This window comes from Chryseomicrobium palamuruense (assembly GCF_042649045.1).
GTDB classification, from domain to species: Bacteria; Bacillota; Bacilli; order Bacillales_A; family Planococcaceae; genus Chryseomicrobium; species Chryseomicrobium palamuruense.
Map to the genome: position 1 here is coordinate 351,034 of NZ_JBHSEF010000026.1, position 15,481 is coordinate 366,514.

General features: G+C 42.9%; 16 protein-coding genes and 1 pseudogene. 12 read left to right on the forward strand and 5 right to left on the reverse strand.

Annotated features, from left to right (window positions below; all coding sequences use genetic code 11):
- Position 1: 1 nt before the first annotated feature.
- Positions 2-442 carry a BrxA/BrxB family bacilliredoxin gene (locus tag ACFO0S_RS14150; RefSeq protein ID WP_378142741.1) on the forward strand — a complete coding sequence of 147 codons (441 nt, stop codon included), beginning with the start codon at positions 2-4 and terminating at the stop codon, positions 440-442.
- A gap of 48 nt (positions 443-490) precedes the next feature.
- On the opposite strand, the gene prli42 is transcribed toward ACFO0S_RS14150, so the two are convergent.
- Positions 491-586 carry a stressosome-associated protein Prli42 gene (gene prli42 / locus ACFO0S_RS14155; RefSeq protein WP_378142742.1) on the reverse strand — a complete coding sequence of 32 codons (96 nt, stop codon included), beginning with the start codon at positions 584-586 and terminating at the stop codon, positions 491-493.
- A gap of 114 nt (positions 587-700) precedes the next feature.
- On the opposite strand from prli42, the gene mce reads away from it, so the two are divergent.
- From mce to rnz, 5 genes are read left to right on the forward strand one after another with little or no spacing between them, the layout of a single operon-like run.
- Positions 701-1,114 carry a methylmalonyl-CoA epimerase gene (mce, locus tag ACFO0S_RS14160; RefSeq protein WP_378142743.1) on the forward strand — a complete coding sequence of 138 codons (414 nt, stop codon included), beginning with the start codon at positions 701-703 and terminating at the stop codon, positions 1,112-1,114.
- On the forward strand, positions 1,114-2,661 hold the full coding sequence (locus ACFO0S_RS14165) for an acyl-CoA carboxylase subunit beta (RefSeq protein ID WP_378142744.1): 1,548 nt from the start codon (positions 1,114-1,116) through the stop codon (positions 2,659-2,661). Before mce ends, ACFO0S_RS14165 begins: the two co-directional genes overlap by 1 nt.
- A gap of 11 nt (positions 2,662-2,672) precedes the next feature.
- Positions 2,673-3,767, forward strand: a complete 1,095-nt coding sequence (locus ACFO0S_RS14170; protein WP_378142745.1) for a M20/M25/M40 family metallo-hydrolase — start codon at positions 2,673-2,675, stop codon at positions 3,765-3,767.
- A gap of 13 nt (positions 3,768-3,780) precedes the next feature.
- Positions 3,781-5,025, forward strand: coding sequence for a DNA polymerase IV (locus ACFO0S_RS14175; protein ID WP_378142746.1), 1,245 nt, complete (start codon positions 3,781-3,783; stop codon positions 5,023-5,025).
- Positions 5,026-5,027: 2 nt separating this feature from the next.
- Positions 5,028-5,975 (forward strand): ribonuclease Z, encoded by a 948-nt coding sequence (gene rnz, locus ACFO0S_RS14180; RefSeq protein ID WP_378142747.1) that lies wholly within the window; start codon positions 5,028-5,030, stop codon positions 5,973-5,975.
- On the opposite strand, the gene proC is transcribed toward rnz, so the two are convergent.
- Positions 5,945-6,769: a pyrroline-5-carboxylate reductase gene (gene proC / locus ACFO0S_RS14185; RefSeq protein WP_378142748.1), complete on the reverse strand. Its 825-nt coding sequence runs from the start codon at positions 6,767-6,769 to the stop codon at positions 5,945-5,947. The two genes, rnz and proC, sit on opposite strands and share 31 nt — an antisense overlap.
- A gap of 130 nt (positions 6,770-6,899) precedes the next feature.
- Between proC and ACFO0S_RS14190 the strand changes: the two genes are divergently transcribed.
- Complete coding sequence (locus ACFO0S_RS14190) at positions 6,900-7,841, forward strand: MBL fold metallo-hydrolase (RefSeq protein WP_378142749.1); 942 nt, start codon at positions 6,900-6,902, stop codon at positions 7,839-7,841.
- A 4-nt stretch (positions 7,842-7,845) separates the two neighbouring features.
- Complete coding sequence (locus ACFO0S_RS14195; RefSeq protein WP_378142750.1) at positions 7,846-8,577, forward strand: SDR family NAD(P)-dependent oxidoreductase; 732 nt, start codon at positions 7,846-7,848, stop codon at positions 8,575-8,577.
- 14 nt (positions 8,578-8,591) lie between these two features.
- Here the strand turns inward: ACFO0S_RS14195 and ACFO0S_RS14200 are convergent, their stop codons facing one another.
- The 3 genes and pseudogenes from ACFO0S_RS14200 to ACFO0S_RS14210 form a co-directional block, all read right to left on the reverse strand.
- Positions 8,592-10,115: a solute symporter family protein gene (locus tag ACFO0S_RS14200; protein WP_378142751.1), complete on the reverse strand. Its 1,524-nt coding sequence runs from the start codon at positions 10,113-10,115 to the stop codon at positions 8,592-8,594.
- A complete protein-coding gene (locus ACFO0S_RS14205) occupies positions 10,112-10,450 on the reverse strand; it encodes a DUF485 domain-containing protein (RefSeq protein ID WP_378142752.1) in 339 nt (112 codons plus the stop codon). Before ACFO0S_RS14205 ends, ACFO0S_RS14200 begins: the two co-directional genes overlap by 4 nt.
- 217 nt (positions 10,451-10,667) lie before the next feature.
- Positions 10,668-10,819: pseudogene (locus tag ACFO0S_RS14210) on the reverse strand (Tn3 family transposase); the annotation flags it as partial.
- Positions 10,820-11,075: 256 nt separating this feature from the next.
- Between ACFO0S_RS14210 and ACFO0S_RS14215 the strand changes: the two are divergent.
- The 4 genes from ACFO0S_RS14215 to ACFO0S_RS14230 all read left to right on the forward strand — a co-directional run bounded on the left by ACFO0S_RS14215 (position 11,076) and on the right by ACFO0S_RS14230 (position 15,418).
- Positions 11,076-11,939: a DMT family transporter gene (locus ACFO0S_RS14215; protein WP_378142753.1), complete on the forward strand. Its 864-nt coding sequence runs from the start codon at positions 11,076-11,078 to the stop codon at positions 11,937-11,939.
- A 362-nt stretch (positions 11,940-12,301) separates the two neighbouring features.
- A complete protein-coding gene (locus ACFO0S_RS14220; protein ID WP_378142754.1) occupies positions 12,302-13,510 on the forward strand; it encodes an argininosuccinate synthase in 1,209 nt (402 codons plus the stop codon).
- Positions 13,507-14,880: an argininosuccinate lyase gene (gene argH / locus ACFO0S_RS14225; protein WP_378142755.1), complete on the forward strand. Its 1,374-nt coding sequence runs from the start codon at positions 13,507-13,509 to the stop codon at positions 14,878-14,880. The genes ACFO0S_RS14220 and argH overlap by 4 nt, the downstream gene beginning before the upstream one ends.
- 271 nt (positions 14,881-15,151) lie before the next feature.
- Positions 15,152-15,418: a hypothetical protein gene (locus tag ACFO0S_RS14230; RefSeq protein WP_378142756.1), complete on the forward strand. Its 267-nt coding sequence runs from the start codon at positions 15,152-15,154 to the stop codon at positions 15,416-15,418.
- The last annotated feature ends 63 nt before the right edge of the window (positions 15,419-15,481 follow it).

Sequence of the window (15,481 nt, forward strand, 5' to 3'; positions counted from 1 at the left end):
CATGAGTATGGATTTTAATCTATATATGAATGAAATCGTAACAACTGCACGTAAAGAAATGGACGCAGCAGGCTACGAGCAACTGCGTACACCGGAAGACGTAGATATGGCTCTTGATCGTCCAGGAACGACTTTGTTTATGGTCAACTCTGTTTGTGGATGTGCTGGAGGAATCGCCCGTCCAGCAGCAACAAACGCGGTGCATTACGATCGTCGCCCAGACCACCTAGTGACTGTATTTGCCGGTCAAGATAAAGAAGCTACATTCTATGCACGTGACAAATTTGGGGATGAGCACTTACCGTCCTCTCCATCCTTCGTACTTGTCAAAGACGGTCAGATGGTTGCAGAAGTCGGCCGTCATGAAATTGAAGGACATGATCCAATGAGCGTCATCACACACCTCCAAGCCTTATTTGAAGAACACTGTGAAGAATATTAATCCAAACAAAAAGACTGACGAGGTGCACTCGTCAGTCTTTTTTGCCTGTTATAGCAAGAAGCTAAGTCCAAATACAAAGCTCGATAATACCATAACGGCAATCATCATATAAATGACAAATTTACGGAAGTTTTCATTACGCATCTTAACATCGCTCCTCTAATTCTCTCCCCTTATTCTATCAGAGACAAAAGAGGTAGCCAACTATTTTTGAAATCGCTACAATAGAAGATAGATTGTGTAAAGGAGTGGGATGGAATGAATCGCGTAGATCATATCGGCATCGCAGTTGCTTCTCTAGAGGAGACGCTACCTTATTATACGGATACTCTCGGATTAACACTTTTAGCGATCGAAGAAGTCGAATCAGAACAAGTGAAAGTCGCTTTTCTTGATGGAGGCAATGTAAAACTCGAACTATTGGAACCGCTCTCAGAAAAAAGCGCCATCCATCAGTTCATCGATAAGAAAGGGCAGGGAATCCATCATGTCGCATTTGGTGTCACCTCCATTCAAGATCGATTGAATGAATTGAAGGTGAATGGCGTCCGCTTGATCAACGAACAACCGAAACAAGGAGCGGGTGGTGCCCAAGTTGCCTTTTTGCACCCGAAGTCTTCACATGGTGTGCTTTACGAGCTCTGTGAGAAACAAAAGGGGGAAACGAAATAATGGATATGTACGATAAAATAAATGAACTCTACGACCGTAAACGGATCATCGAACTAGGTGGTGGGGATGAGCGGATCGAGAAACAGCACGAAAAAGGAAAATTGACAGCTCGTGAACGTATTGAACTATTGTTAGATGAAGGTACATTTGTGGAATTAAACCCATTCATCAAACACCGAACGACAGATTTTGGTATGGCCAACCTTGAGGGGCCAGGTGACGGTGTGGTGACTGGTTATGGGAAAGTACATGGTAAACCCGTGTATTTGTTCTCTCAAGATTTCACGGTATTTGGAGGCGCTCTTGGTGAGATGCACGCTTTAAAAATTGCCAATGTGATGGATCTTGCCGCAAAAAATGGAGCTCCATTTATTGGTCTCAATGACTCGGGCGGCGCTCGTATTCAAGAAGGTGTCGTTTCACTTGATGGGTACGGACAGATTTTTTATCGCAATGCCATCTATTCAGGTGTGATTCCACAAATATCCGTTATCCTAGGGCCTTGTGCTGGTGGTGCGGTATATTCTCCAGCCATCACCGATTTTGTTTTCATGACGGATGAGACAAGCCAGATGTTCATCACAGGACCAAAAGTAATTGAGACGGTTACGGGTGAGAAGATTTCTTCTGAAGATTTAGGCGGATCAAAAGTACATAATGCCATCAGTGGTAACGCCCATTTCCGAGGAGCGACAGAAGGGCAAGTGTTAGCAGATGTTCGTCGTTTACTTGCCTACCTTCCACAGAATAATACGGAACGCCCTGCAGTTGAAGCAGTAGAAGAAGAGTCAGATGAGCGTCCGGACTTGGCCGATATTGTCCCGTTCGAAGCGATTCGCCCGTATGATATTCGTAAAGTCGTGGAACAAGTCGTTGATAAAGGCTCGTTCATGGAAGTCCAAGCAGAATTCGCTCGGAATATCGTCGTTGGTTTTTCACGAATCAAAGGAGAGACAGTGGGTCTCATTTGTAATCAACCAAAAGTCATGGCCGGCGGACTCGACATCGATTCATCGGATAAAGCTGCACGATTCATTCGTTTCTGTGATTCTTTCAACATTCCGTTGATCACATTTGAAGATGTAACGGGCTTTTTCCCAGGTATTAAACAAGAGCACGGCGGCATCATCCGTCACGGAGCAAAAATTCTCTATGCGTATTCAGAAGCGACTGTTCCTAAATTAACGGTCATCTTACGTAAAGCATACGGAGGAGCTTATGTTGCACTAAATTCTAAATCAATTGGTGCGGACGTTGTATTTGCGTGGCCGAATGCAGAAATTGCGGTTATGGGGCCAAACGGAGCAGCCAACATCATCTTTGCACGTGAAATTGCGGCAAGTGACGATCCGGAAGCTGTTCGTGCTGAAAAAATTGAAGAATACCGTGAGAAATTCGCAAATCCATATGTTGCGGCCTCCATGGGAATGGTGGATGATGTCATCGACCCACGGGAAACACGCATCAAACTGATTCAAGCGCTTGAAATGATGCGTACCAAACAAGAGACACGTCCAACGAAAAAACACGGAAACATCCCGTTATAAAGGAGAGACCTATGTCACTACTAATCGAAGAATTCATTGAACTTGTTGAAACGTCCTCTGAGACTGGAAATGAAGGACAAATAGCAAAACTACTCTTAAAAAAATTAGAAGAGCTCGGCTTTAGTGTAGTGGAAGACGATGCGAAAGAAAAAACAGGTTTTGGTGCGGGGAACTTGATTGCGACAAAAGCAGGAAACCCGAGTAAACCGAAACTTCTCTTTTCCGTTCACATGGATACGGTCACACCAGGTGAGAATGTAATTGCTGTCATCTCAGGAGATATCATTTCTTCTAAAGGTGAAACCATCTTAGGTGCGGATGACAAAGCAGGTATTGCGGCTTTGTTTGAAGCAGTTCGTCGCACGCAAGAAAAAGATCACGGTCAACTTCAAATTGTGATTTCAGTAGGTGAAGAAAGTGGGCTCGTAGGGGCAAAAGCACTTGACGCTGCTCATTTAGACAGTGATTTCGGATATGCACTAGATAGCGACGGCGAAGTCGGAGGCATCGTCATTGGTGCGCCTTACCAAGCCAAGCTTTGGACGACCATTACAGGAAAACCGGCTCATGCAGGTGTGGCTCCGGAAAAAGGCATCTCAGCCATCACAGTAGCCGCAAAATCGATTGCCGCGATGTCTCTTGGACGTATTGATGACGAGACGACAGCGAACATCGGTCGATTCGAAGGTGGAAAGGCGACAAATATTGTCTGTCCGGAAGTGAACATCTTATCGGAAGCAAGATCTCTTCAAGAAGACAAATTGAATGCGCAAGTCGAGCATATGGTGAAGACCTTTGAAGAGACGGCACGTTCATTAGGTGCTTCAGCTGACACGAAGACAGAATTGATGTACCCAGGATTCTCATTCGGGGAATCCGATCAGGTCGTAGTATATGCTCAAGAAGTCATCGAAGCGCTTGGTCTCCCGCTTGAATTAAAACGCAGTGGCGGAGGCAGTGACGCAAACATTTTAAATGGCCTCGGCATCCCGACCGTCATCTTAGCTGTCGGATATGAAGATATCCATACAACCAATGAAACGATGCCAATCTCACAGCTCGAGAAACTTGCAGACGTTGTAGAACACTTGATTATAAAAGGGTAAAGGAGGAAGACAGATGGCAGAGAAATCACGCATTCTATTTCATTTAGATATGAATAGCTTCTTTGCATCTGTCGAACAGGCCTATAACCCGGAACTAAAAGGCAAACCGGTTGCCGTTGCAGGAAATCCAAAAGAACGCAAAGGGATTATCATCACCTGTTCGTACGAAGCTCGTGCGTACGGCGTCTATACCACGATGCCCGTTTGGGAAGCGAAGCGCAAATGCCCTTCGCTTCTTTTGATTCAACCGACGTTTGAACGGTATCGTATTGCCTCTCAAGCGATGTTTGCCATCTTGCGAGAGTACACGAACCTTGTCGAGCCGGTTTCGATTGATGAAGGGTATGTTGATGTCAGTGACATCGTCACTGGTAGTGATGCAGTGACCTTAGCTGAGACGATTCAAAAGCGCATTCTTCGGGAACTCGATCTCCCTTGTTCAATAGGTATTGCCCCGAATAAATTTTTGGCAAAGATGGCGAGTAGGATGAAGAAGCCAATGGGTATCACGATTTTAAGAAGACGAGATGTTCCGCATGTTCTTTGGCCTCTTGAAGTAGGCGAAATGCACGGGGTAGGGGATAAGACGGCAGAGAAATTAAAAGAAGCGGGAATTCTTAAAATAAGAGACCTTGCGAAAATGACCGAGAATCAAGCCATTGAAACGCTCGGAAAACACGGTGAAAAGCTATGGAAAAGAGCACATGGCATGGATGCACGTCCTGTGGATCCCGATTCCGTATTTGAACGAAAAAGTGTCGGAAATTCCATGACGCTATCTTATGACGAGACCTCTAAAAAAGAACTCATGAAACATATCGAGAAGCTTTCAAAGAAAGTCGCATCCCGCTTAAAGGAAAAAGGATACGTAGGCTATACTGTACACGTTCAAATCCGTTACTACGATTGGCAGAACCGATCAAAAAGTCGGTCGTTTAAAGAACCTATCTACCGCTTAGAAGATATCGAGCGATATGCAAAGAAACTTTTTTCAGAACTTTGGAACGGCGAACCTGTACGTCTTGTTGGAGTGACGGTTCAACAATTGAAAGAGCCAGGTGAAATCACCGAACAACTCACCTTCGATTCGTATCAGCAAGTGGCAAAAGAAGAGCCTGTGCGCGCACTGATTCAAGACCTCCAGAAGAAATTTGGTGAGACGAGTATCCGTAAGGGAGTTAGATTGTCTAAAAATGAAGGGTCGACCTCAAGCTTTAGTAAAGACTTTTTAAATGATCACAAACGGAAGGAGGACTAAGTATGGAACTCGTATTTTTAGGAACAAGTGCAGGAATGCCATCGAAATTTCGAACGACATCCTCTCTCGTCGTCAATTTATCAGAAGAACGGGGAACTTATTGGCTAGTTGATTGTGGAGAAGCGATGCAGCATCAATTCATGAAAACACCGTTGAAACCGCGAAAAATCGAAAAAATATTTATCACGCATATGCATGGTGACCACATTTTTGGTCTTCCTGGTTTTCTTGGTTCTCGATCGTTTTTAGGCGGCACAGAGAAACTAACGATTTACGGTCCATCTGGGATACGTGAGTTTGTCCAGACGGCTCTCTCACTTTCTCGGACGCATTTGACCTATCCTCTTGAGATTATAGAGATCGAGCGAGGCGTAGTATTTGAAGACGACTTATTTGTGGTCACTGCGGATCTGCTCGCACACGTCATTCCAAGTTACGGATATCGCATTGAACAAAAACCTCTTGAGGGGAAACTTGATATCGAAAAAGCCTTGGCTTTTGGTGTTCCAAAAGGTCCTCTTCTTGCAAAGCTAAAAAGTGGGTCAGATGTCGTTCTTGAAGACGGAGCTCTCGTCAAGAGTGCAGATGTAACATCACCTCCTCAAGACGGGTTCATCGTCACAATCCTCGGAGACACCAAAAAATGTGATGCATCGATTCAACTTGCTAGACATGCAGATGTACTCGTGCACGAAGCAACCTTTGATGATGATAGCCAACAACTGGCGGCTAGTTATGGTCACTCTACGTTTCGTGAAGCAGGCGAAGTCGCAAAAAAAGCCGGTGTACGCCATGTCATCGTGAACCATATTAGTGCACGGTTCACAAAATTAGACGAACAACGACTTCTTGAAGAATTAAAAGTTAGTGATCGCCCAAGTTACATTGCGGACGATCTTATAGGGTTTAGATTGACGCGTCAGCGAGAAATCGAATCTTTCACATTCTGACCGAGTACTTTCGATTGTTTTGTGGCGGCGTCAATACCGGTAAGGATCGCATGTTCCATTCCACATTCGGCCATCGCTTTTAAACCAGCTTCTGTCGTCCCACCAGGGCTCGTTACACGTTTTCTAAGTGTAGCGGGCTCTTGTTTGGTTTCTTTCATCATGGAGACTGCCCCGTCTAGCGTCTGAAGCACAAGAGCACGCGCTTCTTCCGCAGTAAAACCATGCTCCATCGCTGCTCGTTCAAGTAGTTCTGTCACATAGTAAATATATGCTGGGCCACTACCGGATAACGCCGTGACGGCATGCATCATTTGGTCTTTTACCACTTCAACAGAACCAATTGTCCGGAACAATTCGGAAATCAGCTGTATGGACGTATCTGTGACAAGCGCATTGTGACTGATAGCTGTTGCACTCTTTCCAATAGTGGCACTTGTATTTGGCATGACACGGATAATCGGCTGATTAGTAAAAAAATCGCTTAACGTATCGATATCAATACCTGCCAGTACAGAAATGATGGTACTGTTCTTTGGAATGCGATTTTTGATGAGTGGAAATGCCTCCGCAGCATCCTTTGGTTTCATGGCGAGTACGATATAGTCTGCTTGTTCGAGAATTTCTGGAGAATCGCTAACTAGCGATACGCCATAGGTTTCCTTTAATCGAATGAGCGCCTCATGGTCACTTTTATTGGTGACACAGATGGATAGAGGAGGAAGTGTGGGAGAGGCCGTCCACCCACTGATAATGGCTTCTGCCATGGATCCTGCACCAAAAAATACAATATTCATCCGTCATGCCTCCTCCTGCTTATTGTTTCGAATTATATGATTGTCTTAGCAGAATGTCAACGACACAAGGTGACGTATTGTACGAAACAAGGTACACTATGAATAACCATTCATTTTTAGGAGGCGGCTTATGATTCACCAATTGACGATTCCCACTCCGTTTGCTGTAGGAGATGTACATAGTTACCTAGTAAAGGGAGATCAACTAACCTTGGTTGATGTGGGACCCAATACCGAACAAGCGCGAGAAGCCATCGAATATCAATTAAAAGAAATCGGCTATCGCCCAGAAGATATTGAACAAGTCGTTCTCACACATCATCATCCCGACCATTCCGGTTGGACAGAACTGTTTCCAAATGCACCTCTTTCCGGACACGCATATAACAATGTCTGGTTCACGCGGAGTGATGCATTTTTTTCCTATCACGATGCCTTTTATTTGGATCAATTAATAGAAGAAGGGGTACCGGAAAGCTATCATCATTGGATAGAGAAGATGAGACGGCCCATAAAACTGATGGGGAATCGTCCGCTCGATTTCATTTTAAAGGAAGGCGATCACGTGCCAGGACATGAGAAATTGCTTGTCATTGAGACGCTCGGACATGCGCAGAGTCAATTGTCGTTTTACCACCGGGACGACGAATGGATGATTGGCGGTGACCATTTAATTAAACATATTTCTTCCAATCCCTTGATTGAACCACCACTCAATCCAGCATCTAAACGGCCGAAAGCACTCTTACAATACAATGCATCGCTCAAACGATTAAATGATTTCCCTATTTCACGAATATATAGTGGACATGGCGACGTCGTCGACAACGTACATGTGCTCGTTCGTGAGAGACTTGCTAAACAGCACGGACGGGCTTTACAAGTACGGGAATTTATAAATGGTGAAGCAAAAACCATTTTTGAATTGACGCAGACACTCTTCCCTAAAGTGTATGAAAAAGAACTAGGACTTACATTGTCTGAAACGATTGGACAAGTGGATTATTTAGAAGATAAGGGTATGGTTTTAGCAGAAAATAGAGGCGGAGTGATGTACTATCAAAGCGTCTAAGCATGTGTTGATTACTGGAGGGACAGGAGGATTAGGTTCATACATAGCATCATCCCTCCTAAAGGCTGGCCATAAAGTAACCGTGACCGGCCGCAATATCAAAATTTTAGAGACAATGAAACAGCAAGGCATTCAAACGATTTATTGGGATATGGCTAGTGGGGAAGACATTCCAGCCGCTATCACTTTCGATCAGTTTGATGTCATCATCTTGAATGCAGGAATAGGGTACTTCAAAAATCATCACGAACTTTCTAAACTAGAAATCGACAATATGATTTTAGTGAATATGACCATTCCTATCCAATTGGCCACAATCCATTCAAGGCACTTTCAGCAGCGTGGCGAAGGACATCTTGTGTTTATTGGCTCACTCGCAGGCAAGATGGCAACCCCGAAAGCTTCCGTTTATGCAGCGACGAAACACGCGCTAGATGGCTATGTCCAAGGACTGCGCATGGAACTGCAAGACTCATCGGTACAAATATCCATCATTCACCCAGGTCCGATAGATACACCGTTTATCGACAAGGCGGATACGACAGGTAACTATAAAAAAGCACTTGGCAGTCATTTGTTGTCGATTGAAGAAGTGGCAGAGAAAGTGCTGGATGTTTTGGAGAAACCAAAAGGGGAAGTGCTGATTCCTGGGTATCTGGGAGTACTTGCGAAACTGACAAAAGTATTTCCACTGACTGTTGAGAAGTGGGGACGGCGTTTTTACGCAAAAAAATAAACCGCCGAGGCGGTTTATTTTAATCCAATCGTCGCTTTGACATCTACTTCTGCATACTTCTTTGCGTCAGCGCGCTGGCCTATTAGAGTCCCAATAAATCCTCCTAGGAAACCAGCAGGCACAGATACAAGGGCTGGGTTCGTGAGTGGGAACAGTGCTTCTCCCGTAAACAGCATCGATCCATCTGCTGCCCATAAGTTTGGACTCAAGATAACAAGGACTAAAGCTGAAACAAGACCTGATACGATAGCTGTGAGTGCACCCGTCGTATTGAATTTCCTCCAGTAGATGGTGTAGATAATGACTGGAAGATTCGCAGAGGCTGCAATACAGAAAGCGAGCGACACAAGAAACGCAACGTTCATATTTTGTGCGCCTAACGCTAAAAAGATCGAAATAACAGCAACGGCAATGGAAGCACTACGAGCAGCAATCATTTGCTCTTTTTCAGTTGCTTTCCCTTTTTTTATGATTTGACCATATAAATCATGAGCGAATGCGGACGCACCTGATAATACCAAGCCGGCTACAACTGCTAAGATCGTAGCAAACGCTACAGCAGAAACAAAGGAGAGGAGTAGATCTCCACCAAGTGCTTCAGCCAGTAATGGGGCTGCCATGTTTCCAGCTGCATTCGCAGCGACAATTTTTTCTGAACCTACAAAAGCAGCAGCTCCGAAACCTAAGAAAATCGTTAAGATATAGAAGATTCCCACGATCCAAGTCGCATAAACAACAGAACTACGTGCTGTTTTCGCATCTTTTACTGTAAAGAATCGCATTAAAATATGCGGTAATCCTGCAGTACCTAGAACGAGTGCAATCATCATAGAGATGGTATCAATACCATTTGTATAGCGGACACCTGGATGTAAATAAGCTTCTCCGTGCGTAGTTACCGTTTTCATTTCAGAGAACATTCCCAGAATGTTAAAGTTGAATTTCCACAGAACGAGGAAGGAAATCAGAACGGTTCCAACCATTAAAAGAACTGCTTTAATGATTTGTACCCAACTCGTTGCAGCCATTCCACCGAATAAAACATAAATTGTCATCATCGTTCCGACAATTAAAACAGCGATCCAGTAATCAATTCCAAGTAATAATTGTATAAGTGCACCTGCACCGACCAGTTGCGCAATCATATAAAAGAGAACAATGGTGATTGTACTGACCGCAGCAGCTCCGCGTACTTTCTTTTGGTTAAATCGTGCGGCAATCATATCCGCCAACGTGTAGCGGCCAAGATTTCGTAACGGTTCTGCCACAATAAAGAGAACAACGAGATAGGCTACTAAGTAACCAATAGAGAAGAAGAATCCATCAAATCCAAAAAGGGCAATCGCGCCTGCTATACCGAGGAAAGAAGCTGCGGATAAATAATCCCCGGCAATGGCAATTCCGTTCTGCCAACCCGTTAGCCCGCCTCCTGCTGTATAAAATTCGCTTGCTGAGTTCGTGCGTTTTGATGCAAGATATGTAACGTACAAGGTAAGCCCCACAATAGCAACGAAAAAAGCAATTCCAATTCCACTCATTTCGTCACCCCATTCATCGCTTCGTTTTTAATCTTTTCTGCTTCTTTATCAAACCCATTTGCACGTTTTACATAGATCATGCAAAGTGTCCACGTCATCACGAACAAGAGAAGTGAATAGATCCATACGAGTGATATGTCTCCAATCACGGGCGTGTTGAGTAGGGTCGTATACGAAGTGAGGATAGGTAGCGCGATATACGCCATTAAGAAAAAGATAGAGCTATACAAGATAAAGTTGTTTTTCTTTCTCTTCAGAGATTTGAAATCATCCCGATTCGCGATCTCTTCATACGGATAATCTCTGGTGTAACCGCTTTCTTTAATTGGGTCCATAAAGTTCCTCCTTACTCATAATGATTCAGTATAATGAATAAGTAATCAGAATTCAACGAATAGTATAAAAATAATGAAATAGCCTACTCTGAAATAAACGAAGTAGGAAAATGGTTCGACATAAATGACACGAAGATGGACGAAAAAAAGAAAATATTGTCACATTATGATTCGTGCAAAATATTCTGTTAATTCTATTCTTATTGTTAACCTATACTCCTAATAGGTGGGTCAATCCAAAGATTTGATATGGATAGTTGGTAGTGTCTGTAAAATGCTCAAATCAGTTTCATGATGCAATAAACCGTCCAAAACGTGAATCGCATCCCTTGAATTAGTCTGAAAGATCTTTGTGTAGTAAGATGAAAATTAATTACTCGTAATCTGATAGATAGTAGTTGCTTCTCAGGCATTACCTCGTGGTGGAGTCTTAAATTGTGATTATGAGGGAAGACGTACAAAATTAAAGGGAAAGGCTGCTTTATATTCCATAGCAGTACAAGAGGTTGTAAAAATAAATGATTCAGAAGTATTCTATTCAACTGCGGAACTTCACATCAACTTAAATGGGATTGTAATGTCCCTTTTTATAATTTTTAGATGTGTAGAAAGAAGGACTTGAAATATGAAAAAAGGATTTCTTTTGTTACTAATAGCTACATTATTTTGGGCAGGTAATTACATAGCTGGACGTTATTTAAGCGACGCTCTACCTCCAACTTTATTGAATACCGTTAGATGGGGGATTTCTTCCATACTATTGTGGGGATTACTAGTTATTAATAAAAAGCCATTTCCGATCTTTTCAAGATGGAGAGAGTTCCTTGTTCTTGGTTTTTTCGGTATCTTTATCTTTTCAACATCTACGTATATGGGTCTAAGAGAAATTAGCTCTTCACAGGCGGGAATGATTGTAGCCGGAATACCTGCAACAATATTAATTTTCTCTTTTATCCTACTAAAAGAAGAAATAAAAGGAAGGGCTTGGATTGGTACCATCATTTCAATAATCGGTGTCGTTATACTAATACAAGGAAAAGCACATGTAGAATCATTGGGTAATGCGATATTGGGAGAGATATTAATCATACTATCTTGTGTCGCTTGGGGGCTTTACACGGTTTTAGGCAGAATATATGGAAAAGTTACTGATCCTTTAACACTTACAGCAGGGGCGGCGGTATATGGAACGATGTTAAGTCTAATAAGTTGTATAGGTACAGTTGATATGAATGCTGTCCAGATGAATGGAATGGCTTGGGTATCCCTACTTTATGTGAGTACCTTTGCCTCAGTAGTCGCATACTTAGCTTGGAATGCCGGCGTTAAGATACTAGGACCAGGAACTGCTGCTCCATTTATAAATTTACTACCGATTTGGACCGTAATTCTAGGGGTTTTAGTTTTAAATGAAGGCATCACACCGATTACTTTGGTTGGTGGAGTAATTACAATCATAGGCGTCGTTTTAGCTAGTTTTAGAAAATAAATAGTCGTGCTTTGTACTGATATAAAAAGAGTTTTGAGAATTAAATGGAGGATTAAAATACCCATTCATTAATTACAGCTGAAATTCACATTGAAGAATTATACTTAAAGTAATGGGAGCATTAGCTCAAGAAGCAAATTTAAAAAAATCGGTTCCTAACGTTGTAAAGGAATCGTTTTTTTATACTGTAATTTGCTTAACGTTGTAAATCCGCATTTTCCTGACGCTACCCCATATGGGACAATAATCTGACACAACTTTTTATATGAATAATTAAATAAAAAGTTGTATCAATATACAATCCGTGATAATATGTGCATATTGATAAATTAAAATGCATAAACATACATGGAGGGTTTTTTATGAAAAAGGTTGTTTTAGCTTATTCAGGTGGATTGGATACGTCAGTTGCCATTACGTGGTTAAAGGATCAAGGATATGAAGTAGTTGCGGTTTGTCTTGATGTTGGTGAAGGAAAAGATCTTGATTTCATCAAAGAGAAAGCATTAAAGATCGGAGCATCTGAAAGCTATGTCATCGATGCAAAAGAAGAGTTTGCGAATGAATATGCACTCATCTCTATGCAAGGTCATACATGGTATGAACAAAAATATCCACTAGTCTCTGCCTTGTCACGTCCGCTGATTGCGAAAAAGTTAGTTGAAGTAGCCGAACAAGTCGGTGCTACAGCGGTTGCTCATGGATGCACAGGTAAAGGAAATGACCAAGTGCGCTTTGAAGTATCGTTCCAAGCACTTGCACCACATCTTGAAGTGATTGCTCCTGTGCGTGAGTGGTCATGGAGCCGTGATGAAGAAATAGCGTATGCCAAAGAAAAGAACATTCCGATCCCTATCAATTTAGACAGTCCTTTTTCAATTGATCAGAACTTATGGGGTCGTGCGAATGAGTGCGGTATTTTAGAAGATCCATGGGCTGCCCCACCAGAAGATGCATATGACCTGACAAATGCACTTGAAAATACGCCCGATACGCCAGACATTATTGAAATTGAATTTAAACAAGGCGTTCCCGTGGCTTTAAATGGAGTAAGTTATTTACTCAGTGACTTGATTCAAGAACTCAATAAAGTCGCAGGTAAACATGGAGTGGGGCGTATCGACCACGTGGAAAATCGTCTTGTTGGAATTAAATCACGTGAAGTGTATGAAATTCCGGGTGCACACACGTTATTAGTAGCTCATAAAGAATTAGAAGATATCACGCTGGTAAAAGAACTGGCTCATTTTAAGCCGGTCATGGAGAAGAAATTGACGGAACTCATCTATGAAGGGTTATGGTTCTCGCCTCTACGTACAGCTCTTCAAGCGTTCTTAAAAGAAACGCAACAGTACGTGAACGGTACAGTCCGTGTAAAACTCTTTAAAGGACATGCCATTGTGGAAGGACGTAAGTCGCCAAATTCTCTATATGATGAAAAACTGGCAACGTACTCAACGGACGATGCGTTCAATCATGCTTCAGCAGTTGGATTTATCGAACTTTGGGGCTTACCAACAAAAGTCCATGCAGTGGTGAACAAAGGGATAGAGGAGAAGGTGACGGTATGACGAAACTATGGGGCGGCCGATTTCAAAAGACGGCAGAAGAATGGGTCGATGAATTTGGCGCTTCCATTGGATTCGATCAGGCACTCGTGATGGAAGACATCACAGGAAGTCTTGCACATGTCCAGATGCTTGGGGAAAGTGGAATTCTTTCAGATGAGGAAGCTCGGCTGATTTCAGAAGGTTTACACCAACTCCAATCAAAAGCTTCTGCCGGCGAACTTGAATTCTCTGTTGCGCAAGAAGACATTCATTTGAATCTAGAAAAACATTTAATTGATTTGATTGGACCCGTAGGCGGGAAGCTGCACACGGGACGCAGTCGAAATGACCAAGTCGCGACTGATATGCATCTGTATTTAAAGACACGTACAAATGAAATTATTGAGTTGATCTCTAGCTTTCAACAAACTCTTGTCCACCAGGCGGAAGCCCATGTGGATACAATCGCTCCTGGCTATACACATCTTCAACGTGCCCAGCCGATCTCATTTGGTCACCATTTGATGACGTATTTCTGGATGCTCGAGCGAGACAAAGCGCGCTTTGTAGACGGTCTTAAGCGAACGGACTTGTCTCCGCTCGGCGCAGGTGCACTTGCCGGTACGACGTTTCCGATCGATCGTGCGCGTACTGCAGAGCTCCTCGGGTTCTCTGGTGTATACGAGAACAGCTTAGATGCGGTGAGTGACCGTGATTTTATCGTCGAGTTTTTAAGCAGTTCGTCGCTTCTGATGACGCATCTTTCACGTCTTGCGGAAGAAGTCATTCTGTGGTCAAGTCAGGAATTCTCTTTCATTGAACTGGATGATGCGTTTTCAACTGGCTCCAGCATTATGCCGCAGAAAAAGAACCCGGATATGGCAGAACTTATCCGCGGGAAAACAGGCCGTGTGTTTGGAAACTTGTTCGGTTTGTTGACCGTTTTGAAAGGACTTCCGCTTGCGTACAACAAGGACATGCAAGAAGATAAAGAAGGTATGTTTGACACCGTTCTTACGGTAACAGGGTCACTGAAGATTTTCGAAGGCATGATACGCACGATGACCGTACATACAGATCGTCTGGAAAAGGCAGTGAGTCAAGATTTCTCGAATGCCACAGAACTTGCCGATTATCTTGCAGCCAAAGGCATGCCGTTCCGCGAGGCACATGATGTCACGGGTCGTGCGGTGTTCCACTGCATCCAGAAAGGTTGCTTCTTACGAGACCTCAAGCTTGAAGATTACAAGACGTTCTCTGAACTTATTGAAGAGGATATTTATACAGTCCTTGCCCCATATGAAGCCGTCAACCGACGTAACTCGTACGGTGGAACTGGTTTTGAGCAAGTGAAGCTGCAGATCCAGAAGGCGAAGGAATTGCTTGTCTGAATAACCTTTAACCTATAGTAAGGTTTATTTTCTAAATTCAAAAGATAATAAATGAAAAGCAGCGCCCCTTGATGAATCATCTGTCATGGGGCGCTGCTTTTCTTATTATCATTTCTCTAGAAAATCGTCTTCTATATCATACTGAGGATTCTGAAGTGCTGTCAAAATTGGAAGAGCCAACAAGACGCCTAGGTTCAGATTAATTTCTAGGATTATGGGTATAGTCTGTAGTATAATTACCTAAATTAACTAATGTTAGGGGTGTGACATGATGCGTACAATTACAATATCTAGAGATGCTATTTCTGGGGAGGAACATACGTTGGCACATGATTTGCCAGTTGAAAAAGATTTAACCTGGACAATCTCAGGTACTGTCTATACAATTCGAAATGTCCCTACCTATGAGATGAATGCCGAATATCAAGATTATCATGATTTGGATGTCGTGGATCTTTTGACAATGGTTCGAAACCTGATGTATGCAGATGAGATACCTCATACTGTAGATTTCAATGATATTGCTGATCTAGTTTAATTTGAATCCCTTGAACTTTTATGTTCGAGGGATTTTTTCTTTTAAGTCTTCGGCTGGTCACCC

Bases quoted from the DNA above. Each gene is read 5' to 3' on its own strand.
- ACFO0S_RS14215 (WP_378142753.1), top strand. From the start codon at position 11,076: ATGAAAAAAGGATTTCTTTTGTTACTAATAGCTACATTATTTTGGGCA.
- rnz (WP_378142747.1), top strand. From the start codon at position 5,028: ATGGAACTCGTATTTTTAGGAACAAGTGCAGGAATGCCATCGAAATTT.
- prli42 (WP_378142742.1), bottom strand. From the start codon at position 586: ATGCGTAATGAAAACTTCCGTAAATTTGTCATTTATATGATGATTGCC.
- ACFO0S_RS14150 (WP_378142741.1), top strand. From the start codon at position 2: ATGAGTATGGATTTTAATCTATATATGAATGAAATCGTAACAACTGCA.
- ACFO0S_RS14230 (WP_378142756.1), top strand. From the start codon at position 15,152: ATGCGTACAATTACAATATCTAGAGATGCTATTTCTGGGGAGGAACAT.
- ACFO0S_RS14165 (WP_378142744.1), top strand. From the start codon at position 1,114: ATGGATATGTACGATAAAATAAATGAACTCTACGACCGTAAACGGATC.
- ACFO0S_RS14175 (WP_378142746.1), top strand. From the start codon at position 3,781: ATGGCAGAGAAATCACGCATTCTATTTCATTTAGATATGAATAGCTTC.
- ACFO0S_RS14220 (WP_378142754.1), top strand. From the start codon at position 12,302: ATGAAAAAGGTTGTTTTAGCTTATTCAGGTGGATTGGATACGTCAGTT.
- argH (WP_378142755.1), top strand. From the start codon at position 13,507: ATGACGAAACTATGGGGCGGCCGATTTCAAAAGACGGCAGAAGAATGG.
- ACFO0S_RS14200 (WP_378142751.1), bottom strand. From the start codon at position 10,115: ATGAGTGGAATTGGAATTGCTTTTTTCGTTGCTATTGTGGGGCTTACC.
- ACFO0S_RS14205 (WP_378142752.1), bottom strand. From the start codon at position 10,450: ATGGACCCAATTAAAGAAAGCGGTTACACCAGAGATTATCCGTATGAA.
- ACFO0S_RS14170 (WP_378142745.1), top strand. From the start codon at position 2,673: ATGTCACTACTAATCGAAGAATTCATTGAACTTGTTGAAACGTCCTCT.
- proC (WP_378142748.1), bottom strand. From the start codon at position 6,769: ATGAATATTGTATTTTTTGGTGCAGGATCCATGGCAGAAGCCATTATC.
- mce (WP_378142743.1), top strand. From the start codon at position 701: ATGAATCGCGTAGATCATATCGGCATCGCAGTTGCTTCTCTAGAGGAG.
- ACFO0S_RS14190 (WP_378142749.1), top strand. From the start codon at position 6,900: ATGATTCACCAATTGACGATTCCCACTCCGTTTGCTGTAGGAGATGTA.